We start from the raw sequence: 24,070 nt of genomic DNA, 5'->3' as shown, positions 1-24,070 counted from the left end.
ATTTGGTGCACCAATACTGAGCCACCACTCTAATGTCGGGACTTACTACTTCTTTATCGTTAGTTATCGACTAAAGGAGCTCAGCATGAAAGAGAAAACAAGCATTAGCGGTTTATTACCAGAAGCTACTACCCCCACTGTTGCTGATGCGAATCCTACGCGTCGCAAACTTATCCAAAGTATTGGCTCTGCAAGCATTCTGTCCTTAATAGATCCAATGGTTAAAGCGGGTGCATGGGCAGCAGGCTCCGATGCCCCTGAGAAAACGGATGTAAAGGTCAGTTTCATTGCCCTTACAGACTGCTCTTCTGTTGTCATGGCCAACCATCTTGGTCTAGATAAGAAATACGGTGTCAAGATCATCCCCACCAAAGAAGCATCATGGGCTGCAATCCGTGACAAGCTAGTGAATGGTGAAAATGATATGTCGCACATTCTGTATGGCTTGATGTACGGACTGCAAATGGGTATCGGTGGACAACAAAAAGATATGTCACTCCTGATGTCCTTAAACAATAACGGCCAAGCAATTACTTTATCTAAAGCGCTTTACCAAAAGGGCGTTACTGATGGGGCAAGCCTTAAAGCTGTCATGGATAAAGAAAAGCGTGACTACACTTTTGCGCAAACTTTCCCAACTGGTACACACGCTATGTGGCTCTACTACTGGTTAGCGAACTATGGCATTAATCCATTTAAAGACGCGAAAATTATCACTGTTCCGCCCCCACAAATGGTGGCGAATATGCGTAGCGGAAATATGGATGGCTATTGTGTAGGTGAGCCCTGGAATGCCCGTGCAATCATCGACGGCATTGGCTTTACAGCCATTACTACACAAGCTATTTGGCAAGATCATCCAGAGAAGGCGCTGGGTACAACTTCTGACTTTGCAAAGAAGTATCCCAATACTTGTCGCGCAGTGACAGCTGCAATCTTGGAGGCGGGAAAATATATTGATGCATCAACCTCTAACAAACATGCAACTGCAGAAGTCGTGTCTGCACCTTCGTTTGTCAATACCGATGTCAGCGTGATTCAAGACCGCATGATGGGTCGCTACAACAACGGTATCGGCAAGACATGGGATGACCCGCATGCGATGAAGTTTTATAACGACGGTTTAGCGACTTTCCCATACCTGTCTGATGGCATGTGGTTTATGACCCAACATAAGCGCTGGGGATTGCTCAAAGAACACCCAGATTACTTGGCAGTTGCGAAGAAGGTTAACAATATCGCTATCTACAAAGATGCGGCTACGGCCTCCAAAACCCCATTACCAAAAAGTGATATGCGCTCCAGCAAATTATTTGATGGTGTTGTGTGGAATGGCTCCAACCCTGCTGCTTATGCAGATAGCTTCAAGATCAAAGCATGAAAAAACAAAAACTCGTCATGATTGGCAATGGGATGGCCGGCGTTCGGACCATCGAGGAACTATTAAAGCTCGACCCAGAGCTTTATGACATCACCATCTTTGGTGCTGAGCCCCATCCCAACTACAACCGTATTTTGCTGTCCCCGGTATTAGCAGGCGAACAGACTCTTGAGCAAATTGTTCTAAATGACCTTGATTGGTACAAGAGCAATGGTATCCATCTTCATCTTGGAAAAACCATAACTAAGATTGATCGCAAAGAGCGCACTGTTATTGCTGATGATGGCACTGTTGAAAGCTACGATCGCTTATTGCTGGCTACCGGCTCTTTGCCATTCATCTTGCCCGTTCCAGGAAATGATTTACCTGGCGTGATTGCGTATCGTGATATTAAAGATACCAATGAGATGATTGATGTGGCGACGCGTTACAAAAATGCGGTTGTCATTGGCGGCGGTCTGCTTGGTCTAGAAGCTGCAAATGGTCTAGCTCTCAGGGGTATGAGTGTGACCGTGGTCCATCTTGCCGAATGGTTGATGGAAAGACAGCTAGATAAAACAGCGGCTGATTTACTACAAAAATCCTTGGAAGAAAAAGGTCTTAAGTTTTTACTGAAAACTTCTACTGAGGCAATTACCCCTAATACTGCTGGCGATCGTGTCGGCCATATCCGCTTTAAAGGTGGATTAGAAATACCAGCTGACTTAGTTGTTATGGCGGCAGGTATTAAGCCCAATACAGCGTTAGCCGAATCTGCAGGTTTACATTGCCAAAGAGGTATCGTTGTTAATGACACTCTACAAACGTTTGATCCAAGAGTCTATGCAGTTGGTGAGTGCGCAAGCCATCGAGGAACTGCCTATGGTTTAGTTGCGCCTTTATTTGAGCAGGCTAAGGTTTGTGCAAATCACCTTGCCGAACACGGCATCGGTCGCTATGAGGGCTCCGTAACATCAACAAAACTGAAAGTAACAGGTGTTGATCTCTTCTCCTCTGGAAACTTTATGGGAGGCGAAGGTACTGAAGAAATTACTCTAGCCGATCCTATTGGTGGCGTGTATAAAAAATTAGTTCTTAAAGATGATCGTTTAATTGGTGCCTGCATGTTTGGCGATACAGCAGATAGTACTTGGTATTTCAAGCTCATGCGTGACGAACAAAGCATTGCAGAAATTCGTGACACATTGATGTTTGGTGAATCTAATATTGGCGACGTTGGCCATCAAGGTCATAATAAAGCTGCCGGAATGACTGATGCAGATGAAATCTGCGGATGCAATGGGGTCACCAAAGGCACTATTGTCAAGGCTATTCGGGAACAGGGTCTATTCACACTAGATGAAGTGAAGAAATGTACTAAGGCCAGCAGCTCCTGTGGTTCATGTACAGGCCTAGTTGAGCAAGTGCTGATGAATGTTCTTGGCACAGATTATTCAGCAACCCCCAGAAAGAAATCGATTTGCGGATGCTCCGATCTTTCTCATGATGAAATTCGTCAAGCCATACGATCCGGTCACCTAATTTCTCAAGAGCAAGTTCGCACCGAACTGAACTGGAGAACACCTAACGGTTGTGCGACTTGTCGCCCTGCCTTAAATTATTATTTGATCTCCACATGGCCACATGAAGCAAAAGATGATCCACAATCACGCTTCATTAATGAACGTGCTCATGCCAATATTCAGAAAGATGGTACCTACTCAGTTATTCCACGGATGTTTGGTGGTCTAACCACTCCTTCTGAGCTACGAAGAATTGCTGACGTTGCTGAGAAATACCAAGTGCCCACAGTCAAGGTAACTGGCGGCCAACGAATTGACTTACTTGGCATCAAGAAGGATGATCTTCCAGCGGTTTGGAAAGAGCTGGATATGCCATCAGGACATGCCTATGGCAAATCAATTCGCACAGTGAAAACTTGTGTTGGTGATGAGCACTGTCGTTTTGGCACGCAATCCTCCATGAAAATGGGCGTAGATCTAGAGAGAATGCTCTTCGGTATGTATGCACCTCACAAAGTGAAGCTTGCAGTGTCTGGCTGCCCGCGAAACTGTGCAGAAGCTGGTATCAAAGACGTTGGCATTATTGGCGTTGAATCTGGCTGGGAGCTCTATATTGGTGGTAACGGCGGCATTAAAACAGAAGTTGCGGAATTTCTCTGTAAAGTTAAAACTGATGAGGAAGTTCGTGAATACTCTGGGGCCTTCTTACAACTGTACCGCGAAGAAGCCTGGTACCTGGATCGAACTGTCCATTACTTGGCAAGAGTTGGCATGGAATACATTAAGCAGAAGGTGGTTGACGATGCTGAAAGTCGTAAAGCTCTCTACGAAAGACTGCTGTTTGATCTAAAAGATGCTCCAGATCCTTGGAAAGACTTTGAACGTGCTGGTGTAGATGTTCGTCAATTTAAAACCATTCCTATTGTCGAGGTTGGAAATGTCTAATACCGCCCAACTTGATCAGTGGCAAAAAATCACAACCGTTGAAGAAATCCCTGTGTTGGGGTCTCGAGTTATTGAGGCCCCCGCCGGTCAAATTGCAATTTTCAGAAATTCAGAAGACGAAGTATTTGCCGTATTGGATAAGTGCCCGCATAAGGGTGGCCCCCTGTCTCAGGGCATTGTCCATGGAAAATCCGTAACCTGTCCACTGCACTCCTGGAATATAGATCTCTCCACTGGCTGTGCAGTTGCCCCAGATGAAGGCTGCGCTAAATCCTTTGCAGTCAAAGTAGAGTCTGGTGTGGTTTGGCTAAGCCGCGAGGAATTGCAAGCTACTCATGGCTGAAGTTAAGAGCACCTGTTGCTATTGCGGTGTTGGCTGTGGCGTCATTATTGAAACCGCAAAAAGTAACGGAAAGATCGAGATAACCGGGGTTCGCGGCGACCCCGATCATCCTGCAAACTTTGGCAGACTCTGCAGTAAAGGCTCCACCCTTCATCTCACTGCAAACCCAAGCCTTCAGATACAGGCTCGGCTGGGTTCACCAGCCATCCGCAAAAAAAGGGGTGAAGAGCCGGTAGATATTTCTTGGCCCGAGGCAATTCAAACTGTTGCCCAAAAATTTGCCGACATCATTCAAGAGCATGGTCCAGAATCTGTTGGCATTTATGTGTCTGGTCAATTACTGACCGAAGACTATTACATCTTCAATAAGTTAATGAAGGGCTTGATTGGCTCTAACAATATTGATACCAACTCACGCCTATGTATGTCTAGTGCGGTAGCTGGCTACAAGCAAACCTTGGGGATGGATGCCCCACCCTGTTGCTATGAAGATATTGATTCTGCATCCACTATTTTTATTACGGGATCAAATACCGCTTTTGCTCATCCGATTTTGTATAGACGTCTTGAGGATGCCCGTAAAAATAATCAGGATCTCAAAGTTATTGTTGTTGACCCCAGAAAAACCGATACCGCCAAAGAAGCTGATCTCTACCTACAGATACAACCTGGTACTGATGTTGCCCTCTATCACGGGATGCTTTACATCATGCTCTGGGAGAAATGGATTGATGAGTCTTATATCAACTCATATACGGCAGATTTTGATGCGCTGCGTGATTTGGTTAGAGATTTCACACCTAAGGCAGTGAGCCAGATCTGTGGCATTAACGAAAAAGACTTGTTCCAGGCAGCGCAATGGTTTGCAACTTCTCCCGCAACCCTATCGATGTACTGCCAGGGATTAAATCAATCAGCATCAGGTACAGCCAAGAATGCTGCTTTAGTAAATCTACACTTGGCCACCGGTCAAATAGGAAAGGCTGGTGCTGGCCCATTCTCTTTGACTGGACAACCCAATGCCATGGGTGGCCGGGAGGTTGGAGGTTTAGCCAATCTACTATCCGCACACCGTGATCTTGCCAACCCAGAACATCGTGCAGAAGTTGCAAACCTGTGGGGAGTGGATTCAGTTCCCGAAAAGCCAGGTCTTAGTGCCATTCCCATGTTTGAGGCATTGCGTACTGAAAAACTCAAAGCCATATGGATCGTCTGTACAAACCCAGCACAATCGATGCCCGATCTCAATGCAGTTCACGAGGGATTAAGCAAAGCAGAATTTGTTGTAGTGCAGGAAGCTTATGCGCACACAGCCACCACCTTATATGCAGACGTATTATTGCCCGCCACTACCTGGGCAGAAAAAGTGGGGACAGTTACTAATTCAGAGCGAAGAATTTCCAAAGTAAATCCCGCAATTGATCCCTATGCGTCTGCTAAACATGATTGGCAGATCGCTATTGAAATTGGGCTAGCTCTTGAAGCGCTATTACCCGGCAATAGAAAAGAAAGAACATCAACTCTATTTCCTTACGCAGGACCAGAAGATATTTGGAATGAACATCGCGAAAGTACAGCCGGTCGCGATCTCGATATTACTGGTTTAAGTTACAAAATCCTTGAGGAACGCGGGCCTCAACAGTGGCCAATGCCAGTAGGTTCAGATTCAGGAAAGAAACGTCTCTATGAAGATGGAATATTCCCAACTAAAGATAAGAGAGCTCACTTTATTGCTGCACCCTATAAAGCAACCGCAGAATCTGTAGATGCACGCTATCCCTTTGCCTTAAATACGGGACGCCTCAGAGATCAATGGCATGGTATGAGTAGAACGGGAACCATTGGAACACTTTATGGACATGCACCAGAGCCTTGTGTGGAGATGTCACCCAAAGATGCTGGCAGGATGAATTTAGAAAATGGTGATTTAGTTCATGTCACCAGTCGCAGAGGTAGTGAGATCTTCCCAATCAAAGTCTCAGACGATATCGCCACGTCGCAAGCCTTTATTGCCATGCACTGGGGTTCAGAATTTATTTCAGGTGCTGCTGGTAAAACACCGGGTCGCGGAGTCAACGGCCTTACTTGCAACATGATTGACCCTGTATCCGGTCAGCCTGAACTGAAACATTCAGCCGTTAAGATTTTGCCCGCTAATCTTCCTTGGCAATTGGTGGCATTTGGTTTATTTCCAAAAGATGAGGTATTTTCTGCTCAAAACAGTTTGCGCAGTATCTTGCCTCATTTCGATTCCGCCCAATGCGTTCTATTTGGTAGAGAGCAGGATGGTGACCTCATTGGGGTTTCATTCAAGGCAGCCCACCACGATGACCCGTTAGAAGAATCTGAGTCTCTTGCTGCACAAGCTCTAAAGCAAGTGATGGAGAAATTCAAATTAGATGAGGCCTCCGGAGAGCCAGTAATGCGCTATAGCGATAATCGCAGAGGCGTCGTACGACTTGTGCGTGCTCAAGAGAAGGTTCTATCTGCAATGCTGACTGGCTCCATTGAAAGCCTAGCAAGTACTACCTGGTTAAGAGAGTACCTGGAAAGCGGCTTAGATGCAAAAGCCCTTGGTCGGTCTTTGTTGATGCCTGTCAGCAAACCCCCTGTAGAAATTAAACCTAAAGGCAAGGCAATTTGTAATTGCTTTAATGTATCTGCAGACACAATGAAGCAATGCTTAAGCAAGATGCCAACAGGAACCTCCCCCGAAGACGCCATGACCTCTCTTCAATCTGAAACGCAATGTGGAACCAATTGCGGTTCCTGCAAACCCGAAGTCAAGCAAATTATTGTCAGCTTTCTCAAGAAAGTGGAAGTAGCGGCATAATCCTGCAATGAGCATCACATCATTCTTAAAAGTCATTGGCCGAGGCAGCAAAGGCGCCGGCGACCTTGATCGCAATCAGGCAAAAGAAGTCTTCACTCAAATTCTAGATGGCAATGTCAGCGATTTAGAGCTGGGTGCATTTTGTATAGCTATGCGCATCAAGGGTGAGTCTGTCTCTGAGCTCGTGGGCTTTATGGACGCCCTACAACCGCATCTGAATTTACTGAATCTTGGCAAACGCCCCACCATAGTCTTACCAAGTTATAACGGGGCTAGAAAACAAGCAAACTTAACGCCACTCCTTTCCGGCATACTTGCTAGTTATGGTTTTACAGTGCTTGTTCAGGGGGTCGAAAAAGATCTAACCAGGGTAACGAGCCATGAAATTTTTAAGTCTCTTGGCTGGCCAATTCTCAAGTCCAAAGATGAATTTGGCGCCCTCCTGGCATTGAATCAACCGATCTTTTGCCCTCTTAATGTTATTTCCCCAGCCCTTCAAAAATTATTAGATATCAGAGAAAGAATTGGTCTGCGGAATACTGGTCATGTGCTGGCAAAACTGATTAATCCAACGCTTCAGAGCTCTTGGCAAGTTTCTAACTACACCCACCCAGAATATCCAGAAAAACTACGAGAATTTTTTCAACTTCGTTCAGCAAATGCAATTTTTATGAGGGGAAGCGAGGGTGAGCCAACCGCTTCTCTACAGCGATTGCCAGAAATGCATTTTTTTCTTGCAAATGCGAATGAAATGACAACCCCCGAAGAGCGCTTTGAAGATCTCAGTCCGTTTTTAGAGATTGACGCCATTTCAACGGCATCCGTTACCGAGCAAATTCTATCTGGGCAAGTCAAATGTCCGAGCTCAATTCTCAGGCAAGCCATTCAAATATCTACGATGGCTGGATTACACTAAGTCATGCTCAAAATAGTTAAACGTTTGGCATGGGTTTCGCTAGGCGCAATGGTTGCACTTGGATTGGCTTTAATTGTTACAAAACCACCGGCATCACCATTACTGCTTGCATCACTGGGTGGCTCTACGATATTTCTGTTTGGCTTGACTGGTGCTCCTGCAGCACAGCCAAGAGCTTTATTTGGCGGGCACCTCATTAGCGCACTCATTGGCATTGTCTGTTACCAGCTCTTTGATGATGCTTTATGGGTTTACTTGCTAGCGGAGGTAATTACTTTGGTAGTCTTATTGCTTACGCAAACTGTTCATCCGCCGGCTGGTGCTAATCCACTCATCATGATCCAGGCACATGCTGGCTTTGGTCATCTTACAGCAGTTGTTTTGGTAAGCGTGACGATTCTTGCGGTTGTAGCAGCCATCTGGAGTCGCCTCACTCCCGGTAAAGCCCTGCATTACCCGGTGAAGTGGAATGAACCCTCACCGCAATCCAAGGATTGGAGTGTTTGGGGGTAGCAAAGCTTAGCCCAATGAACGCTTTATTAAAGCTTTGTTTAAAAAACTCGCCAAGGCCAATACAAGAGAGTCGGCCAAAACAGGATGCAAGGCAAAGTCATAGCTATTAGTTCCAGCCATTACTATAAAAATACTTAAGAAAACCGCTGGCGGATGCATGCACCCCAGCAAATACATTCCAACTATCGTACCAATGACGGCGACTGGAATTCCCACAGAAATCGATGAAATTAGATAAACACAAATGAAGGCTACGCAGGAAGCCAATAGATTTGCCTCTATTAAAGTTAAGGGCGAAAAGAATTTACTATTGGGAAGTAGGAAAATGCATAGAGCGCTGACTCCAAAAACTGCCGTCACCATGTTCTCGTCTTGAGTCATATCACCCCATAGAAGATTCAATAGGGCTATCGCAAAAATAGTTAGGCCAACACCAATCGATACTCGCAACCTATCAAACCAAGAGTATTGGTCCTGAGGTGGTGCGATTTGATGAAAGAAATTAATCAGTTTATTGAAAATATTTTTCATCTAATATCAATAGACTGGTCAATAGCTTTTACAAAGTCAGATTGGGTGATCATTCCTACCAGCTGCCTATTATCATTAATTACGGGGATATGGTGATGACCATCACCACAAAATATCTCAGCCAAGTCAAGCATATTTCGATCTTCACTAATTACCCTTACCGGCTTACTCATCACCTGCCCAACAGCGTTAGGCAAACTATTCAAACCGGGAACAGCTGTCCGCATAAAACCCCTGATGCGCTGTCCAAAAGTTTGGTGGAAATCCACTGCTGCACTTTTAAGAAAATCCTCTAGAGTAATAATTCCAAGCACCCTTTTTGCACCATCTATGACTGGTAAAGCTTTAACATGACGCTTGCGCAGTAAATTCCATGCTTGATCCAAAGGTGAATCCATGCCAACATATAAGACTTCAGTGGTCATAATATTTTTACACAGCATACCTTGCAACTTCTTTTGATATGCCCCATGCTCAACTTGAGAAATCAAATTAGCCAAGTCATCCTTGCTGATATCTAGAACTTGGTTATATCTCTCTAAAACAGCACTAATTTCCTGATCTTCGATCTTACGGTTTCGTTTTTGTAGTGGAGATGAATCTAAGATCACCTTGGGGCGTTGCGGATATGGCTTGCCAGTTAAGGAGTTATAAATGACTGCACATAAAACCAATAAAACAGCATTACCCATAACCGGAAAAAGCACAAAATGAAAATCTACCATTCCGCCCAAAGGAATCAAAAGGGCCAAAGCTGCAGCAGGCGCGTGTAAGCAACGCAAAGTAAACATTGCCAAAATTGCGAGCCCAACGGACAGGGGGATTAATAATGGCAATTCGTGAACAAACTGCGTACAAGCAACACCTATCAAAGCAGAAACGCAACTACCCCCTATAACCGCCCATGGTTGCGCCATTGGGCTTGAGGGCAAGACAAATAATAAAAATGCAGTGGCACCCATCGAAGCGACAATCCATGGTGATGCGTTTCCGTAACTTGCAAGCAATAAACCAAGACCCATTATTGCGAGCAAGCCCAGCACAACTCCTAAAGCCGATCTAAACCTCTCCAACCAAGAAACTGAGGTAGTTTCCAGAAGAAAAATGGTAATTAACTTTTTAAAAAAATGTCTCAAATGCGATCTCATTAAAGGCTTATTTTGAATGCACCAAAAGTGGTACTAATTTTGCTATTGTATGCAAATCCCTGTTTATTCTTATTATTCCGAAAGATTAACCGCAAAGTACTATGGAACAAAAACTACCCCTACCCCCTTTTACTAAAGAAACAGCAATTCAAAAAATTCGAATGGCTGAAGATGCTTGGAATACAAGAGATCCCGAGAAGGTTTCCCTGGTTTATACGGAAGATACTATTTGGCGAAATCGGGCTGAATTCCCTAAAGGCAGAGAACAAGTCAAAGAGTTTCTTCGCCGCAAATGGGCCAAGGAGCTAGACTACCGCCTGATTAAGGAATTATGGGCATTTACAGATAACCGCATTGCGGTTCGTTTTGCCTACGAATGTCATGATGACTCTGGCAATTGGAGTCGCAGCTTTGGTAATGAGAATTGGGAGTTCAATGAAAATGGTTTCATGATGAGACGTTTCGCTAGCATTAATGATTTACCCATTAAAGAATCTGACCGAAATTTTTTTTGGCCCCTAGGAAGAAGACCTGATGACCATCCAGGACTAAGTGATTTTGGCTTCTGATAATTTAGATTCACTCGGAGGCTTTGCTCATGCACTGATCCATAGTCGCCAGCATGTTTCTCCTAAAAGACTGATTGCACCAGGCCCTAACCTACCCCAGAAATTAGAAATTTTGAATGCGGCTGGAGCCGCTCCCGACCATGGAAAGGTAACGCCTTGGCACTTTTATGAAGTCAGTCCCGAAAGTCGTAATTTATTAGGTGACTTATTTGCAGACGCACTCATAGCAAGAGACCCAAGCGCAACGTTAACTCAAATTGATGAAGCAAAGCAGAAAGCTTTTCGAGGCCCCTTGCTTTTATTGGCAACCGCTAAGCTGAACAATGAACTTGACAATATTCCCGAGCAAGAAAAACTCATCTCCGCAGGGTGTGCAATTCAAAATATTTTGCTAATGGCTAATGCTTTGGGATTTGGCTCAGGACTATCAAGCGGTAAGGCTCTTTACAGCCAAAAGATGAGGGAATTATTTTTATTTAAAGATAAAGAGGAGCCTCTGTGCTTCATCACTATCGGCACTATCTCGGTTCATAAGCCCAATAAGCATAGGCCTGATGCAAATTCTTACAGTTCAGTTTTCTAGCTGAATCTATTGAACGTTTTTAGCTTCTCAACAATTAATTAACCATGCCATCAAGGTGTGCTGAGTAATCGTTAGCTTAAATTGCATTAGCCACACATCCGGAATCAAATATTGCTTGAGTGGTAAGCGTACTGGTAAGCGGGAGTAATAAAGAAAAAGCCCCGGTTATGAGGCTAAGTCATTGATGCATATAGTGAAAAACAGAAAAAATGCCAAAAGTACTGGCGGAGACGAGAGGCGTTCTCACCACCTCCAAGAAAATCCAAGGAATTCCAAATACCCCATATATTTATTGGCTCATAGGCTGATATTAGTCCAAGAATGTTCTTTACAGTTCTTATAAATCCTGTAGCATAAATGGGGTTGAACAATGGGTAGGTAAAATGGATTTATATGGCCAATAGAACAAGCAACCAGCTCTCAGCTAAGTTCGTAGAGACAACCAAGAACCTTGGAAATCATTTGGATGGAGATGGCCTTTACCTTCAAGTTCGCGAGGGAGCCAGAGGCATTAGTAAGTCATGGATATTCAGATACCAGCTCAATAAGCGCGTTAGAGAAATGGGCTTTGGAGCCTTGAAAGATGTCAGTCTACAGGCGGCCAGATTAAAACTTGCTGAGTCTCGCAAGATGTTGCTAGAAGGCAAAGACCCACTCTATGAAAGAAATTTAAAGAAGTCTTTGAATGTTCCAACTTTTTGGGAATGTTGTGAGGCATACATTGAAATTCATAAGTCCGACTGGAAGAATGCCAAGAGTGAACTCCAGTGGCGCAACACCCTTAAAAATGATGCTAAGAGTCTCTCTAACATCAAGGTAGATTTCATCTCCACCCCACTAGTCCTAAAGGTGCTTCAACCCATCTGGAATGAGAAGAACGATACGGCCAGGAAACTTAGGGGTCGGATTGAAAGGGTCTTGGACTACGCGAAGAGTATGGGCTTTAGAACCGGTGAGAATCCTGCTGCAATGAAAGGAAATTTAGAGTTTAGTTTAGCCAAAAAACCCACTGAAAGAATTCATCAGCCCTCATTGCATTGGAAACAATTGTCTACTTTTATTAAGGAGCTAAGAAAGTCAAATGCAGTGAGCAGACTCGCCTTAGAGTTCTTAATCCTAACCGCCTCTAGAACAGGTGAAGTAATCAATGCTCAATGGGATGAAATTGACCTTGATGAAAAAAGATGGACGATTCCAGCTACCAGAATGAAGATGGCAAAAGAGCATGCTATTCCACTCTCCCCTTCAGCAGTTGCAATTCTTGAAAAGGTTAAAGGACTTCATGAAAAATGGGTTTTCCCTAACGATAAGAAAATGGGAGTGCTCTCTAATATGGCAATGCTAGAGGTTGTGAGAGGTATAAAGGGCTACAAAGATAAGACATCAAATAAAGAAATTGTTGTTCATGGATTCCGCTCAACCTTCCGCACCTGGGTATCTGAAGCTACCAACTTCCCAGCAGAGATTGCTGAAGCAGCTCTAGCACACAATAATCCCAATAAGGTAGAAGCATCCTACTTAAGGTCTAATCAATACCAAAATCGCATTAACTTGATGAATCATTTTGCCCAATTAGCCGAAGGTCAACTGGATAGCAGCCAAGTACTTCCATTTAGGAGTGCAGCGTGACTTGTAAAGAATTTAATGAGTCGAAGTTTGAGGAAGGAAAAGAAATTCACTTCCTAATTTCTGAACTTCATAGCTCCATCGACAAGAAACGAATTGACATAGAGATGCAGCAAATACTGAGCACTATAGAGGCAAAATACTGGACACTTGTTCATGCCCTCAAATCCTTACCCAAAGATAATAAGATTTGGTTAAAGCATCCCGATGCTTTCAAACTTGTATATGGCAAAGCCAAGATTAAAGGCAGAAAAGAGAGCTCAATCAATCTAGGCGAGCGAGTTCGTGATTATTATTTCGTCCAATACCTCAGGGAACGCTATGAATTGACGTTGGAAAAGGCGATTGCCGATTACATAGCGAGGGCAAAGGTCAGCGATATTGATGGATGCAGATTTGACCGCATTAAAGCAAACTACAACTATGTGAAACCAAAAATTCAGTACTTTTTAAGGAATATTAAATAAATAGTCCATCATCCCTAAAAATAGGGCTATGACAGCAATTTTCAGATTGAAAGAGAATCTCGAAACTACTCCTTAGTTAAACCACTAAAGGAGTTAATAATGATTTCAGAGATTCATAGACTTCCAGATGTATTAACAACATTTGGAGTCTCACGTTCACATATATATCAGCAAGTAAAAGATGGATTGTTTGTTAAGCCAATCAGACTTGGTAAAAGAGCTGTTGGCTGGCCCTCCAACGAAATAAGCACTCTTCTATCTGCTCGAATAGCTGGTCAATCTAATGAGCAGATTAAGTCCCTAGTATCTTCACTTGAATCATCGAGGGGGTCATATGAAAATCTATGACTGCGATAGATTTGAGTTCTGCTCAGCCCCCATTTGTCCAATCTGGAAACCAATAATTAAGCAACGAATAATAAAAGGTGAAGAACTATGCCTTTATCTTCTGGAATACCAAAAGGAAAAGGTTCGTCCTGAGATTTTTAAGGATGCATACCTAGGAGAGATAGCTAAGGTAATGGCTAAGGCTACCGAGGAGATATTCACTCTTCCTGGTATTCCTGCTCACCTTGTAAGCGCCCTTATAAGAGCCACAACTACAGGCTCTCGAATCCTTGCTGGGAGAAAGTTAAATGGGTAATTTAATTTTCAAACTCAAAAAGATTAAAGGAGCTTATTCTGCTGAAATTGCCGCCAGACATAACTTAAGGGAAATAACTGCTGAACTTGGAGGAACTAGTCGAATTGACCCAAGAAAGAGTCATTTGAACATCATCCTTGAGGGGGCAAATCACTCTAAGTTGGTAGCACTAGAGGCAAAAGAATTATTGAGTAATGGATACAAAAAAAAGATTAGGAAGGATGCCATTCTCGCTATTGAGGCCATCTTCTGTCCAGATATCCATTTTGAGGGTAATTTGATGGGTCTATTCCGTAACTCTTTGGAATGGATAAGAGCTTATCTCAAAGTTCCTGTGCTTAACGCTGTAATCCACTTTGATGAAGGAATACCGCATATGCATGTAGTTATGCTGCCTTTAAGAAATGGAAAATTAACAGCCAAAGAAATCTGCGGTTACAAAGCTCAACAACGAGCCATGATAGATGACTATTTTACAAAAGTAGCCAATAAATATGGAATTCATAAGCCAATACCTATCCATCTGATATCGTCCGAACAACGAATAAATCTGACCAATAATTTTCTGGATACCGTAATTAGATTTCCTGAAAAACTAACGGAATATCGAGATGCATTAGAGAGGGTTATCCAAATGAATCCGCTACCCTTATTGAATGCCATTGGGATTCATCCGAATATAAAAGGCCGAGAGGAATTTGTTGAAATAATGACTAAGTAGCGCAGGTAATCGTATAGATTTAGTGAGCATGAGGAGTGCGGTTAGAAATTGGTCTACACAAGTTAGCCTTTTAATCACTACATATATTTAGTCTCTGTATATCTATACAAGGATTATTTGCAGAACTTGCTATCCTCCCCCATTGATTACTCTCTGAGCATTTTCAATACGCTCACTTGGGTTAGGATGGCTTTGGAAAAAAGGAATCAAAGTATTGCCACTTTTGCTCTCAATAGCTTTAAATAGCTTGATGGCTCCATTGGGGTCGTAACCATCTTGCTTGGCCCAAATCAATCCAAGCCTGTCTGCATCTCTCTCTTGGTCTCTAGTAAAAGATGTAGAAAAAGCAGTTCCAATAAGTTGCCCGCCCTGCAATCCTAGATTTGTAACGCCTAATTTATTTTGAGCAACAATTTCTAAGGCGATACCAGCGAGCAACCCTAAAATACTTCCTGCCGCATCAGCTCCAGCAGTAGCGCCAGGATGCCTTAAATAAAGATGAGCCATCTCGTGACCTAATAGAGCTGCAGCCATATCGGGGTCATCTTTTATCAAATCCATCATTGGCTTATTGATAATAATGATTGGCTTGCCATCCTTATTGAAGGTTGCTCCAGCATTCAGCTCGCTTGATTCCAATAGAAATAGTGTTGGACGTATCCCAGAGTTCCTACCTATCGCGTTAGCCACAGCAACAACTGATTTAGCATCCTCCACCTTTAACGTTTCATAAACAGAGGAATCTGGCCTATTTAAGTAAGAAATTTGATTGCTTGAATTGGCGATTTGCCTCAAATCCCAAACCGAAGTACTGCCTGGTCTCGGGGGTGAAGACCTATAACTCAGTTGACTAACAGCATTTGCTTTTTTTGCTGCCTCAAATGCTTGCTTTCTCTCTAACAACTCTAAAACACATTCACCAAGCTGAGGATTCTTCTTGGTAAATCCAATATCTCTACATGCCTTTTCCTCATCAGAAGTATCAAGACTGAAGCATAGGCTCGAACCCAAAAGAATGGTTAACGTAACAACTATTTTGAAAGTCGTAGTACGCATTTTCCAAATGCCTCTGTCTGCTCTTTAAAGCCTAGTTCTTTACATTTATTTTTGTAATCACCTAAAGAGGGTGTTGGGTTTGAAGACGCTGAGGGTGCCGAAGGAGTTGAAGCTATGAGGCCCTTAAGATATGGTTCTGGGTCAACTGGTTTTCCATTGACCCTGATTTCAAAATGCAATTGTGGATTGTTAATATCTGAACCGCCTACTTCTGCAATCTTTTGTCCTTTGGAAACAAAATCATTAGTTCTTACTTGCAAGGAACTATTGTTAGCATAGGCTGTTAAATAAGTACTGTCGTGTTTAATGAGCACCAAATTGCCATAGCCTTTGAGGCCATCTCCAGCGTATGCCACTGTACCATCGGCTGCTGCTACTACTGGGTCTCCATATTGACCCAAAATAGCAATTCCTTTGCCAATTCCCACCGTGCTCTGTACAACTTTCCCTTTTGCTGGCCAGATAAAGTTTGGTGGAGAGCTTGTCGGTGCAGCACCAGAAGATACTTGGTTACAAGAATTATTTTTAGGCTGCAAACTCAATATTTGGCCAATGTATATTTGGCTAACAGATTGTGGATTTCCTGTTAGCAAACAATTCCATGTGGCAAATTCTTTTGGACTAATTCCATGGTCCAAAGCAATTCGTGCAATCGTATCCCCCTCCTTTACCACATAAGTCGAAGGTGCATTCTGGCCAAAAGCCAGAACATTTACAAACGTGAAGATAAAAGCAACTGCAATTCTCATTTATTAAATTTCAAAGTTTCTATTGCGAACAAATTTGGTTGCATTGATTCCCGCCACCACCCTGAGCAGTACACCTTGCGACACAATTCCAGTCCGTTTGCCGAGTTTGTGAAAAACCACCTCCATTCAATTGCTGGGGATAATCTGGCCTATTTTGATAAGGGTCTGCTCTAGGAGGACCTGGTGGTGGTACAGCAGGTCTAACTTGCTGAATACACGGAGGGGTAAATGAGGTGCCGCACTGAGGTTGCCCCCACTGTCCATACACTAAAGAAATAGATGCTAAAACTAAAGCTGTAAATGCCAGTAGACACTTCATTGCTCACCCCGATGGTTCTAATCTCTATATTCTATATCCTAATATGGGATATTTAGTGATAGCTCTTAGCATCAAACGATGCTGGAACGTCAAAAATACGAACTTCTTAGGTCTGAGCTTAAAAATGCTCGATTACAGGCCAAGATGCATCAAGTTGACCTAGCCAAGAAACTAAAGAAGCCCCAGAGCTACATCTCAAAAGTTGAATCTGGAGAGCGCAATATAGATGTAATTGAGTTTACTTCTTACTGCGAGGCATTAGACCTTGAGCCAAGTAAATGGCTAAAGAGACTGGTCGATAAATTCTAAGACTTAGGCTTTCTGTGTCGCTCCTCAAACTCAAGGGCTTCTTGGAATAAAGCCAATTCCTTATCCTTGTCCTCTTTACGCTTAATCAAGTCTTTTCCTGTAATAACCTGACTTTCCCTCAAAAGGCTCTCAAGGGTGGGCTTAGCTTTCTTCAGGAAATCTTTCATAGGTTGTTTCTAATGGTTCGGCTTTTAGGTGCCCCACCCTTTTTAGGGCATTTCGCTTCTCATCGTCTTGAAACTCTTTTCTCCATGTCTTGAGGTCCTCGTCAAAAGAGGTAAGTCTTTGAGGATTTACTCTTGCAAAGAATTCAATATCTAACATACAAATAATAATAACAAGAAGGTCAGGCAATAAAAAACCACCCGTAGGTGGTTCAATGCTTTTATTTGAGTAAAGTTGCTTAGTTGACCACTCTTTGCCATCCACTAGGACAGGCTTGAGTTTGAGGATAGTACAAGCCATTTTCAGGACAATAGGCTGCAGCATGTTGTTGTGGATAGTAGTAGTTTTGTGGGGGGTAATATGCTGGGCCATAGTAAACAGGGGCTGGTCTGTAATAAGCATTAGCTACTACCGCACCTGCTACAGCACCCACCGCAAATGGTGCCCATCCACCTCCATGCCAACCACCACCGTAGCCACCATAACCCCCTCTCCAGCCATGAGCATTTGCTGAAGAGGCAACACCTACTAGAGTTAATGCAGTTACTAGGGAAACGAGTATCTTTTTCATTTTGACCTCCCATTTATGTACAGAGGTTATTCATCCTCTTACCCTAATAACGCTGATGAAAATGAACGAGTTGACTCATAAAAAACTTAAATTTGAAAAGTTAGGTCGGCGTCAGAAGCACCCTTATATCTATATTTAAATCTGTAGGTTTTCCTTCCCCCACCCCTAGTTTCTAGGGAAAAATGGAGTCTATGGAATGATGAAGTGAGGGTTGAAAAAGGGGTATACAGATAACCAAACCTGTAACCCTTTGATTTCATTGCCAAAATACAGAGTATTTGGCGGAGACGAGAGGATTCGAACCTCCGATCAGAGTTTTAGCCCCGATGCTCCCTTAGCAGGGGAGTGCCTTCGACCAGCTCGGCCACGTCTCCGTACTTCATACTATTACAACGCCCCACAGTTTAACGGATAACCGCTCCTGAGGGGTTTATTACGCTTTTTACTTACTTCTGATCTAGCTCAAACGCCTTGTGCAAGGCGCGTACAGCCAATTCCATGTATTTCTCATCAATCACCACTGAGATCTTGATTTCGCTGGTAGAGATCATCAGGATATTGATGCCCTCTTCTGACAAAGTGCGGAACATCTTGCTGGCAATGCCAACATGGGAACGCATGCCAACGCCAACTACTGAAACTTTAGATACCTTTGGATCGCCAGAGATTTCTTTTGCCTCGATGTGCGCTTGTACAGTGTTCTTTAGTAAGTCCAATGCTTTTTGATAATCAGCACGCGGCACTGTGAACGTAAAGTCTGTTTTACCTTCCACTGATTGGTTCTGAATAATCATGTCCACATCAATATTGGCATCTGCAATCGGGCCAAGGATTTGATATGCGATACCTGGACGATCAGGAACTCCAAGAACGGTAATCTTCGCTTCATCACGCGCAAAGGCGATGCCGGAAATAACTGCGGCTTCCATAGTGCTGTCCTCTTCAAATGTAATCAAGGTGCCCGACTTCATTTCTATGTCTAAAGGCATCAATGGGTCTGTCAATGAAGACAGAACACGGGTTTTAACTTTGTACTTACCTGCAAACTCGACTGAACGAATCTGCAATACCTTTGAACCTAAGCTTGCCATTTCTAGCATCTCTTCAAAGGTAATCTTGTCTAGGCGGCGCGCATCTTCACAAACACGTGGGTCAGTTGTGTAGACACCATCAACGTCTGTGTATATCAAACACTCATCCGCTTTTAAAGCTGCTGCCATTGCTACTGCTGATGTATCGGAGCCACCGCGACCTAGTGTGGTGATATTGCCGTTAGGATCAACACCCTGGAAACCGGTAACAACGACTGCACGGCCAGCATTCAGATCTTTGAGAATCTTGTCGCCCTCAATACTCTTGATGCGTGCTTTAGTAAAAGCAGAATCGGTATGCACTGTTACCTGCCAACCAGCGTAACTCACCGCATCAACGCCTTCACGCATGAGTGCCAGAGCCAATAGGCCAGAACTGACTTGCTCACCAGTAGATGCAATTTGATCTAACTCGCGTGGGCTTGCGTCCGGATTAATCTCTTTTGCAAGGCCTAGCAAGCGATTGGTTTCGCCTGACATAGCTGATGGCACAACCACTACCTGGTGGCCAGCACGCATCCATTTAGCTACGCGTTTGGCAACATTGGCAATGCGCTCTGTTGAGCCCATTGAGGTGCCGCCATATTTATGAACGATAAGAGCCATAAAAAACTGTCTATCTAACTATCTGTAACAAGGAAATGAATCCTTGGAGGTCTAAAAAGGGCTAATTTTACAGGGTTTTGCACCCATTCCGGGAGTACTCGCCTTCCCATGGATGTGAGATGCGGATAACTAAGCCCAATCCCAGCTACAGCGATTAACTCATCACCGATATAGAGTAAGGGTGCCTGACGCTCCCAAGGCGGGATATCAGCCTCCTGGTAGAGGTTTTTGAGGGTTTTACGGGGTGTCTCGGGCTTAATCTGAATCTTCTCGGAGCCTAGGCGCTCTCTGAGGGTGATTTGATTATTTTCTTGGGCTTTTTTAACCCAATCAGCTGGCAGCCCCAATTGCTTGGAATTCGCTGGCAATGATTTGAGAACCCAACGCCCTTCATTTGGATTCGATACTTGCAGTGCCCCACGCCATAGGTAGATTTTTCTATCGTCATGCAGCCACTCTAATTTGGCGTCTGTTTTGACTTTTGCAAGATCACGCCACCATGCCTGAAGACGTTCTTGAGATGGCATCGCCAACTGTTGCGTTTGCAACCAATAGCGCAAGACATTATTTGCTGCCGGCAAGTCATCCTTAGCAAGAGCTAATAATGGCACTACTTTCAATTGATCTTTATTGAGAATGCTCTTCCCATCTTGCTTGGCCAGACGATTGAGTAGAGTTTGCGCCTCTCCCAAAAGTTCTGCGCTACGCGCCATGTTTGCCAATGCTTCCGGCTGAATCTTTTCTAATTTTGGAATGATGTCTCTGCGAATCGCATTGCGTCTATATTTGCGATCTTGATTACTGGGGTCTTCAATCCATTTGAGCTTATGCTCTTTGGCATAAGCCTCTAACTCATGTCTACTTTGATTTAAGAGTGGTCGCCAAAGAGTGAGACTTTGATTAGTAGTGAGTCCCCTTGCTTTCGGCATACCTGATAAGCCCGCTACTCCAGAGCCCCTAATTAGCTGGAGCAGGACCGTTTCAGCTTGATCGTTCTGGTGGTGCGCGAGCAGCAAGTCTTCAATGCCATACTCTTCACAGAGGTCAGCGAGAGCTTCATAACGCCCCGCTCTTGCCCTTGCTTCGATATTGCCTTTTTCTTTTTGGTCGTCTAGATGCAGAAGACGAAAATCAAAATGGATCTTGTATTGCTTTGCAAGCTTCTCGCAAAAGATCAGCCAATCATCCGCTGGTTTTTGTAAACCATGATGAATGTGAAATGCGTAGATTTGGTCTTTGGTTTGGTCTTTGGTTTGGTCTTTGGTTTTGTTTTGCGTTGTTGCTTTAGCTTGTGCTTTACAAACCGTATCAAGCAACACAACCGAATCGAGGCCGCCACTGAGGGCAACCGCAATTCGTTTTCCCGGCTTAGGACTTAGCTGTGATTTCCTTGAACTTGCCATAGCTCATTAAGCGCTCATGACGACGTTCAAGCAATGCATCTACTTTAATGCCATCAAAAGTCTTTAAAGATTCAGTAAGTGCTTTGCGCATATTACTCATCATATTGTCGTAATCGCGATGCGCACCACCAATAGGCTCGGCAACGATCTTATCAATCAGACCCAAGGCCTTTAGGCGTTGAGCCGTTAGACCCAACTGCTCAGCCGCCTCAGGAGCCTTATCGGCCGTCTTCCACAGAATGGATGCACAGCCTTCAGGCGAAATCACCGAGTAGGTAGAGTTCTGCAACATTAAGACTACGTCTCCCATGGCAATTGCTAGCGCACCACCAGAGCCGCCTTCACCAATAATCGTGGCGATGATTGGAACTTCTAGCTCTGCTTGCACATACAAATTGCGGCCAATCGCTTCAGACTGATTGCGCTCTTCCGCATCAATCCCTGGGAATGCGCCTGGGGTATCCACAAAGGTAAAGACTGGAATACCAAACTTTTCTGCAAGGCGCATCAGGCGCATCGCTTTACGATAACCTTCTGGACGGCTCATACCAAAGTTTCGGAGAGCGCGCTCTTTGGTGTCGCGACCCTTTTGATGACCAATCACCATGCAGGGTTGATTTTCAAAACGGGCTAATCCAGCGATGATCGATTGATCATCTGCAAAAGTACGATCACCATGCAACTCATGAAAGTCGGTAAATAAGGCGCCAACATAATCTAGCGTGTAAGGGCGCTGCGGATGACGCGCTACTTGTGAGACCTGCCAAGGAGTGAGATTGGCATACACATCTTTTGTTAATTGCTGGCTTTTTTCAGCAAGCGTTTTAATCTCATCGGAAATGTCTACCGATGACTCATCTTGCACAAAACGCAGCTCTTCAATCTTTGACTCTAATTCGGCGATTTGCTGCTCAAAATCCAGGAAAGTCGTTTTCATAGTCTGATTTTAATATTCAACTGGGGCGGGGTCGATACTTCTCCACATATACCAAGTGGCAACCGTACGCCACGGGGCCCAATTAGCCGCCACCTCCCTAGCCTCATGGCGGCTGACAGGCTCACCACTGAAGTAATTGAGGGAAATAGCCTTAATTAGACCAACATCGTCTAGGGGGAGGATATTAGGACGAACCATATTAAAAATGAGGAACATTTCAGCGGTCCAGCGGCCAATTCCCCGAATGGCGCTCAATTCTTTAATTACGCTCTCATCATCCATGTCTTTCCACTGATTGGCATGGAGGCGCCCAGAATCGAAGTGATCAGCTAAATCGCGGATGTACTCCACCTTGCGGCCAGATAATCCAGCGGCGCGCAATTCCTCTATGGAGAGCGCTAGGATGTTTTTAGGGGTTACTTTCTTTTTACTAGCGACAACTACTCTATTCCAGACAGTTTGAGCGGCAGCTACTGAAATCTGCTGCCCAACAATCGCTCTTGCCAAAGTATTAAATGAGTCACCGCGTGTCACTAAAAATCCAGATCCAATTTTAGGAATCAGTTTTTTCAAAATACGGTCGTGCTTCATTAATTCTTTACAAGCCTGCTCCCAATATTCAGGGGCGATTTCTTGCAAGATTGAATCTGATGCTGGTTTAGCATTAACTACGGTCATTAAGCCCTACGCCATTCTGTTAAGCCGCCGGGTTTATCTTCCAAAACAATACCTTGTTCTAGCAATGTCTTGCGAATCAAGTCTGCTTTAGCAAAATCTTTTGCCTGTTTAGCAGCAATACGTGCCGCAATCTGTTCTTCAATTTGCTCGGGACTTAAGCCATCGTGGCCCTTAGATCCCGCCTGCAAAAATGCAGTTGGATCGCGTTGCAAGAAATTCAAAGAAGCTCCAAGAGCCTTCAATGTATTTGCGAGCAATTGCTTTTCGTCACCCTGCGTACGATTGACTTCGCTAGCTAAGTCAAACAAGACTGCAATTGCTTCGGGCGTATTGAAATCATCATTCATGGCATCCGCGAAGCGTTTAGCCCATGGGTTATTCGGATCTAACTTGATTGCTTGCGTTTTAGGAGCCTGAGCTAAGGCGGTATATAGACGACCCAAGCCAGAACGAGCCTCTTCAAGCTGGGCATCGCTGTAATTAATCGGACTACGGTAATGCGCCTTCAACATAAAGAAACGCAGTACTTCTGGATCAAAGCTTTTTAAGACATCCCGTATTAAAAAGAAGTTACCCAATGACTTGGACATCTTCTCTTCGTTCACACGAATATGGCCGTTATGCATCCAGTAATTCACAAAGGGGGCATCATCCTCTTTGCGATCCTTGCCATATAAAGCACCTTCACTTTGGGCAATTTCGTTTTCGTGATGCGGAAACTGCAAGTCGGCGCCACCGCCATGTATGTCAAAGTGCTCGCCTAATAAATCACAGGACATTGCAGAACATTCAATATGCCAACCTGGACGACCTTCACCCCATGGTGATTTCCAGCGAGTATCAGCAGGCTCTTCAGGTTTAGCGCTCTTCCATAAAACAAAATCAAGTGGATCGCGTTTGCCATCGCCTATTGCAACGCGCTCGCCAGCATTGAGCTCATCTAAAGTCTTGCCGGATAACTGGCCATAACGTGGCAATAAGCGCACCGCAAAGTTGACGTCACCATCATTCGCTTGATAAGCCAATTCTTTTTCAATAAGCTTGCCAATCATGCCCTGCATTTGTTGGATGAAATCAGTAGCGCGCGGCTCTTGATCGGGGTGCATTAAACCGAGCTCATCGGAGTCGGCATGCATCGCATCAATAAAGCGATTGGTTAATGCAGAAATTGGCTCACCATTCTCAATGGCGCGGTTGATGATCTTGTCATCAATATCGGTGATATTCCGTACATACAGCACTTCATAGCCACTAGCCCTGAGCCAGCGAACGACCATATCAAAGACGATCATGACCCTAGCATGGCCAATATGGCAAAAATCGTAAACCGTCATTCCGCAGACGTACATCTTGACCTTGCCCGGCACTATGGGCTTAAAGACCTGCTTGGAACGGCTAAGGGTGTTATAGATTTGCAGCATAGGGCTATAAAGGTGGGGCAAGTAGCGCCAATTTGTTAGACTGA

Annotated in this window: 25 protein-coding genes and 1 tRNA gene; 14 read left to right on the top strand and 12 right to left on the bottom strand. The window is 44.2% G+C overall.

What is annotated here, in order from left to right; translation table 11 throughout:
- The first annotated feature begins 85 nt into the window (after nucleotides 1–85).
- The 6 genes from ICN39_RS06445 to ICN39_RS06420 are packed head-to-tail and all read left to right on the top strand — an operon-like array spanning nucleotide 86 to nucleotide 8,433.
- On the top strand, nucleotides 86–1,381 hold the full coding sequence (locus ICN39_RS06445; RefSeq protein WP_216860306.1) for a CmpA/NrtA family ABC transporter substrate-binding protein: 1,296 nt from the start codon (nucleotides 86–88) through the stop codon (nucleotides 1,379–1,381).
- Nucleotides 1,378–3,828, top strand: coding sequence for a nitrite reductase large subunit NirB (gene nirB / locus ICN39_RS06440; RefSeq protein WP_216233228.1), 2,451 nt, complete (start codon nucleotides 1,378–1,380; stop codon nucleotides 3,826–3,828). Before ICN39_RS06445 ends, nirB begins: the two co-directional genes overlap by 4 nt.
- Nucleotides 3,821–4,171, top strand: coding sequence for a nitrite reductase small subunit NirD (nirD, locus tag ICN39_RS06435; RefSeq protein ID WP_216233227.1), 351 nt, complete (start codon nucleotides 3,821–3,823; stop codon nucleotides 4,169–4,171). The genes nirB and nirD overlap by 8 nt, the downstream gene beginning before the upstream one ends.
- Nucleotides 4,164–7,004, top strand: coding sequence for a nitrate reductase (locus tag ICN39_RS06430; protein ID WP_216233226.1), 2,841 nt, complete (start codon nucleotides 4,164–4,166; stop codon nucleotides 7,002–7,004). The genes nirD and ICN39_RS06430 overlap by 8 nt, the downstream gene beginning before the upstream one ends.
- Nucleotides 7,005–7,011: 7 nt before the next feature.
- Entirely contained in the window at nucleotides 7,012–7,920 is a 909-nt protein-coding gene (gene ybiB, locus ICN39_RS06425) for a DNA-binding protein YbiB (protein ID WP_216233225.1), read from the top strand.
- Between the two features lie 3 nt (nucleotides 7,921–7,923).
- Nucleotides 7,924–8,433 (top strand): HPP family protein, encoded by a 510-nt coding sequence (locus tag ICN39_RS06420; RefSeq protein ID WP_215340168.1) that lies wholly within the window; start codon nucleotides 7,924–7,926, stop codon nucleotides 8,431–8,433.
- A gap of 6 nt (nucleotides 8,434–8,439) precedes the next feature.
- On the opposite strand, the gene ICN39_RS06415 is transcribed toward ICN39_RS06420, so the two are convergent.
- Together ICN39_RS06415 and ICN39_RS06410 are read right to left on the bottom strand one after the other, a co-directional pair.
- Nucleotides 8,440–8,964, bottom strand: a complete 525-nt coding sequence (locus ICN39_RS06415; protein ID WP_216233224.1) for an HPP family protein — start codon at nucleotides 8,962–8,964, stop codon at nucleotides 8,440–8,442.
- Nucleotides 8,961–9,926 (bottom strand): HPP family protein, encoded by a 966-nt coding sequence (locus ICN39_RS06410; RefSeq protein ID WP_255532347.1) that lies wholly within the window; start codon nucleotides 9,924–9,926, stop codon nucleotides 8,961–8,963. The genes ICN39_RS06415 and ICN39_RS06410 overlap by 4 nt, the downstream gene beginning before the upstream one ends.
- A gap of 287 nt (nucleotides 9,927–10,213) precedes the next feature.
- Between ICN39_RS06410 and ICN39_RS06405 the strand changes: the two genes are divergently transcribed.
- The 7 genes from ICN39_RS06405 to ICN39_RS06375 all read left to right on the top strand — a co-directional run bounded on the left by ICN39_RS06405 (nucleotide 10,214) and on the right by ICN39_RS06375 (nucleotide 14,721).
- A complete protein-coding gene (locus ICN39_RS06405) occupies nucleotides 10,214–10,681 on the top strand; it encodes a nuclear transport factor 2 family protein (protein WP_216233222.1) in 468 nt (155 codons plus the stop codon).
- The gene (locus tag ICN39_RS06400) at nucleotides 10,671–11,264 is read left to right on the top strand and encodes a nitroreductase (RefSeq protein ID WP_215309027.1); all 594 of its coding nucleotides are present in this window, start codon (nucleotides 10,671–10,673) and stop codon (nucleotides 11,262–11,264) included. Before ICN39_RS06405 ends, ICN39_RS06400 begins: the two co-directional genes overlap by 11 nt.
- Nucleotides 11,265–11,657: 393 nt before the next feature.
- The gene (locus ICN39_RS06395) at nucleotides 11,658–12,893 is read left to right on the top strand and encodes a tyrosine-type recombinase/integrase (RefSeq protein ID WP_216233221.1); all 1,236 of its coding nucleotides are present in this window, start codon (nucleotides 11,658–11,660) and stop codon (nucleotides 12,891–12,893) included.
- Complete coding sequence (locus ICN39_RS06390; RefSeq protein ID WP_216233220.1) at nucleotides 12,890–13,357, top strand: hypothetical protein; 468 nt, start codon at nucleotides 12,890–12,892, stop codon at nucleotides 13,355–13,357. Before ICN39_RS06395 ends, ICN39_RS06390 begins: the two co-directional genes overlap by 4 nt.
- Nucleotides 13,358–13,456: 99 nt before the next feature.
- Complete coding sequence (locus ICN39_RS06385; RefSeq protein ID WP_216233219.1) at nucleotides 13,457–13,705, top strand: AlpA family transcriptional regulator; 249 nt, start codon at nucleotides 13,457–13,459, stop codon at nucleotides 13,703–13,705.
- Nucleotides 13,692–14,000 (top strand): hypothetical protein, encoded by a 309-nt coding sequence (locus tag ICN39_RS06380; RefSeq protein WP_216233218.1) that lies wholly within the window; start codon nucleotides 13,692–13,694, stop codon nucleotides 13,998–14,000. Before ICN39_RS06385 ends, ICN39_RS06380 begins: the two co-directional genes overlap by 14 nt.
- A complete protein-coding gene (locus ICN39_RS06375) occupies nucleotides 13,993–14,721 on the top strand; it encodes a plasmid recombination protein (RefSeq protein ID WP_216233217.1) in 729 nt (242 codons plus the stop codon). Before ICN39_RS06380 ends, ICN39_RS06375 begins: the two co-directional genes overlap by 8 nt.
- 129 nt (nucleotides 14,722–14,850) lie before the next feature.
- Here ICN39_RS06375 and ICN39_RS06370 read toward each other — a convergent pair whose 3' ends face one another.
- Nucleotides 14,851–15,777, bottom strand: a complete 927-nt coding sequence (locus tag ICN39_RS06370) for a M48 family metallopeptidase (protein WP_216233216.1) — start codon at nucleotides 15,775–15,777, stop codon at nucleotides 14,851–14,853.
- The gene (locus ICN39_RS06365) at nucleotides 15,753–16,526 is read right to left on the bottom strand and encodes a peptidoglycan DD-metalloendopeptidase family protein (protein WP_216233215.1); all 774 of its coding nucleotides are present in this window, start codon (nucleotides 16,524–16,526) and stop codon (nucleotides 15,753–15,755) included. The genes ICN39_RS06370 and ICN39_RS06365 overlap by 25 nt, the downstream gene beginning before the upstream one ends.
- Nucleotides 16,527–16,923: 397 nt before the next feature.
- On the opposite strand from ICN39_RS06365, the gene ICN39_RS06360 reads away from it, so the two are divergent.
- Nucleotides 16,924–17,154: a helix-turn-helix transcriptional regulator gene (locus tag ICN39_RS06360; protein WP_216233214.1), complete on the top strand. Its 231-nt coding sequence runs from the start codon at nucleotides 16,924–16,926 to the stop codon at nucleotides 17,152–17,154.
- Here ICN39_RS06360 and ICN39_RS06355 read toward each other — a convergent pair.
- From ICN39_RS06355 to cysS, 8 genes are all read right to left on the bottom strand, one after another.
- Complete coding sequence (locus tag ICN39_RS06355) at nucleotides 17,151–17,321, bottom strand: hypothetical protein (protein ID WP_216233213.1); 171 nt, start codon at nucleotides 17,319–17,321, stop codon at nucleotides 17,151–17,153. The genes ICN39_RS06360 and ICN39_RS06355 overlap by 4 nt on opposite strands.
- Nucleotides 17,322–17,557: 236 nt before the next feature.
- Entirely contained in the window at nucleotides 17,558–17,890 is a 333-nt protein-coding gene (locus tag ICN39_RS06350; protein ID WP_216233212.1) for a hypothetical protein, read from the bottom strand.
- Nucleotides 17,891–18,169: 279 nt separating this feature from the next.
- Nucleotides 18,170–18,264, bottom strand: a tRNA-Ser gene (locus ICN39_RS06345).
- Nucleotides 18,265–18,336: 72 nt separating this feature from the next.
- Complete coding sequence (locus ICN39_RS06340; RefSeq protein ID WP_216233211.1) at nucleotides 18,337–19,587, bottom strand: aspartate kinase; 1,251 nt, start codon at nucleotides 19,585–19,587, stop codon at nucleotides 18,337–18,339.
- Nucleotides 19,588–19,601: 14 nt separating this feature from the next.
- A complete protein-coding gene (gene tilS, locus ICN39_RS06335) occupies nucleotides 19,602–20,990 on the bottom strand; it encodes a tRNA lysidine(34) synthetase TilS (protein ID WP_216233210.1) in 1,389 nt (462 codons plus the stop codon).
- On the bottom strand, nucleotides 20,956–21,927 hold the full coding sequence (locus tag ICN39_RS06330; RefSeq protein ID WP_216233209.1) for an acetyl-CoA carboxylase carboxyltransferase subunit alpha: 972 nt from the start codon (nucleotides 21,925–21,927) through the stop codon (nucleotides 20,956–20,958). The genes tilS and ICN39_RS06330 overlap by 35 nt, the downstream gene beginning before the upstream one ends.
- Before the next feature lie 9 nt (nucleotides 21,928–21,936).
- Nucleotides 21,937–22,605, bottom strand: a complete 669-nt coding sequence (locus tag ICN39_RS06325; RefSeq protein WP_216233208.1) for a DNA-3-methyladenine glycosylase — start codon at nucleotides 22,603–22,605, stop codon at nucleotides 21,937–21,939.
- Nucleotides 22,605–24,026, bottom strand: coding sequence for a cysteine--tRNA ligase (cysS, locus tag ICN39_RS06320; protein ID WP_216233207.1), 1,422 nt, complete (start codon nucleotides 24,024–24,026; stop codon nucleotides 22,605–22,607). Before cysS ends, ICN39_RS06325 begins: the two co-directional genes overlap by 1 nt.
- Nucleotides 24,027–24,070 lie beyond the last annotated feature (44 nt).

The organism is Polynucleobacter sp. AP-Reno-20A-A9, assembly GCF_018882085.1.
Classification (GTDB): Bacteria; Pseudomonadota; Gammaproteobacteria; order Burkholderiales; family Burkholderiaceae; genus Polynucleobacter.
This window is presented reverse-complemented; position numbering and strand designations above follow the sequence as displayed.

Coding starts and splice junctions, on each gene's coding strand:
- ICN39_RS06405 (WP_216233222.1), top strand. CDS start 10,214: ATGGAACAAAAACTACCCCTACCCCCTTTTACTAAAGAAACAGCAATT.
- ICN39_RS06430 (WP_216233226.1), top strand. CDS start 4,164: ATGGCTGAAGTTAAGAGCACCTGTTGCTATTGCGGTGTTGGCTGTGGC.
- ICN39_RS06360 (WP_216233214.1), top strand. CDS start 16,924: ATGCTGGAACGTCAAAAATACGAACTTCTTAGGTCTGAGCTTAAAAAT.
- ICN39_RS06385 (WP_216233219.1), top strand. CDS start 13,457: ATGATTTCAGAGATTCATAGACTTCCAGATGTATTAACAACATTTGGA.
- ICN39_RS06365 (WP_216233215.1), bottom strand. CDS start 16,526: ATGAGAATTGCAGTTGCTTTTATCTTCACGTTTGTAAATGTTCTGGCT.
- ICN39_RS06420 (WP_215340168.1), top strand. CDS start 7,924: ATGCTCAAAATAGTTAAACGTTTGGCATGGGTTTCGCTAGGCGCAATG.
- cysS (WP_216233207.1), bottom strand. CDS start 24,026: ATGCTGCAAATCTATAACACCCTTAGCCGTTCCAAGCAGGTCTTTAAG.
- nirB (WP_216233228.1), top strand. CDS start 1,378: ATGAAAAAACAAAAACTCGTCATGATTGGCAATGGGATGGCCGGCGTT.
- nirD (WP_216233227.1), top strand. CDS start 3,821: ATGTCTAATACCGCCCAACTTGATCAGTGGCAAAAAATCACAACCGTT.
- ybiB (WP_216233225.1), top strand. CDS start 7,012: ATGAGCATCACATCATTCTTAAAAGTCATTGGCCGAGGCAGCAAAGGC.
- ICN39_RS06375 (WP_216233217.1), top strand. CDS start 13,993: ATGGGTAATTTAATTTTCAAACTCAAAAAGATTAAAGGAGCTTATTCT.
- tilS (WP_216233210.1), bottom strand. CDS start 20,990: ATGGCAAGTTCAAGGAAATCACAGCTAAGTCCTAAGCCGGGAAAACGA.
- ICN39_RS06355 (WP_216233213.1), bottom strand. CDS start 17,321: ATGAAAGATTTCCTGAAGAAAGCTAAGCCCACCCTTGAGAGCCTTTTG.
- ICN39_RS06445 (WP_216860306.1), top strand. CDS start 86: ATGAAAGAGAAAACAAGCATTAGCGGTTTATTACCAGAAGCTACTACC.
- ICN39_RS06380 (WP_216233218.1), top strand. CDS start 13,692: ATGAAAATCTATGACTGCGATAGATTTGAGTTCTGCTCAGCCCCCATT.
- ICN39_RS06340 (WP_216233211.1), bottom strand. CDS start 19,587: ATGGCTCTTATCGTTCATAAATATGGCGGCACCTCAATGGGCTCAACA.
- ICN39_RS06395 (WP_216233221.1), top strand. CDS start 11,658: ATGGCCAATAGAACAAGCAACCAGCTCTCAGCTAAGTTCGTAGAGACA.
- ICN39_RS06350 (WP_216233212.1), bottom strand. CDS start 17,890: ATGAAAAAGATACTCGTTTCCCTAGTAACTGCATTAACTCTAGTAGGT.
- ICN39_RS06325 (WP_216233208.1), bottom strand. CDS start 22,605: ATGACCGTAGTTAATGCTAAACCAGCATCAGATTCAATCTTGCAAGAA.
- ICN39_RS06410 (WP_255532347.1), bottom strand. CDS start 9,926: ATGGGTGCCACTGCATTTTTATTATTTGTCTTGCCCTCAAGCCCAATG.
- ICN39_RS06370 (WP_216233216.1), bottom strand. CDS start 15,777: ATGCGTACTACGACTTTCAAAATAGTTGTTACGTTAACCATTCTTTTG.
- ICN39_RS06330 (WP_216233209.1), bottom strand. CDS start 21,927: ATGAAAACGACTTTCCTGGATTTTGAGCAGCAAATCGCCGAATTAGAG.
- ICN39_RS06415 (WP_216233224.1), bottom strand. CDS start 8,964: ATGAAAAATATTTTCAATAAACTGATTAATTTCTTTCATCAAATCGCA.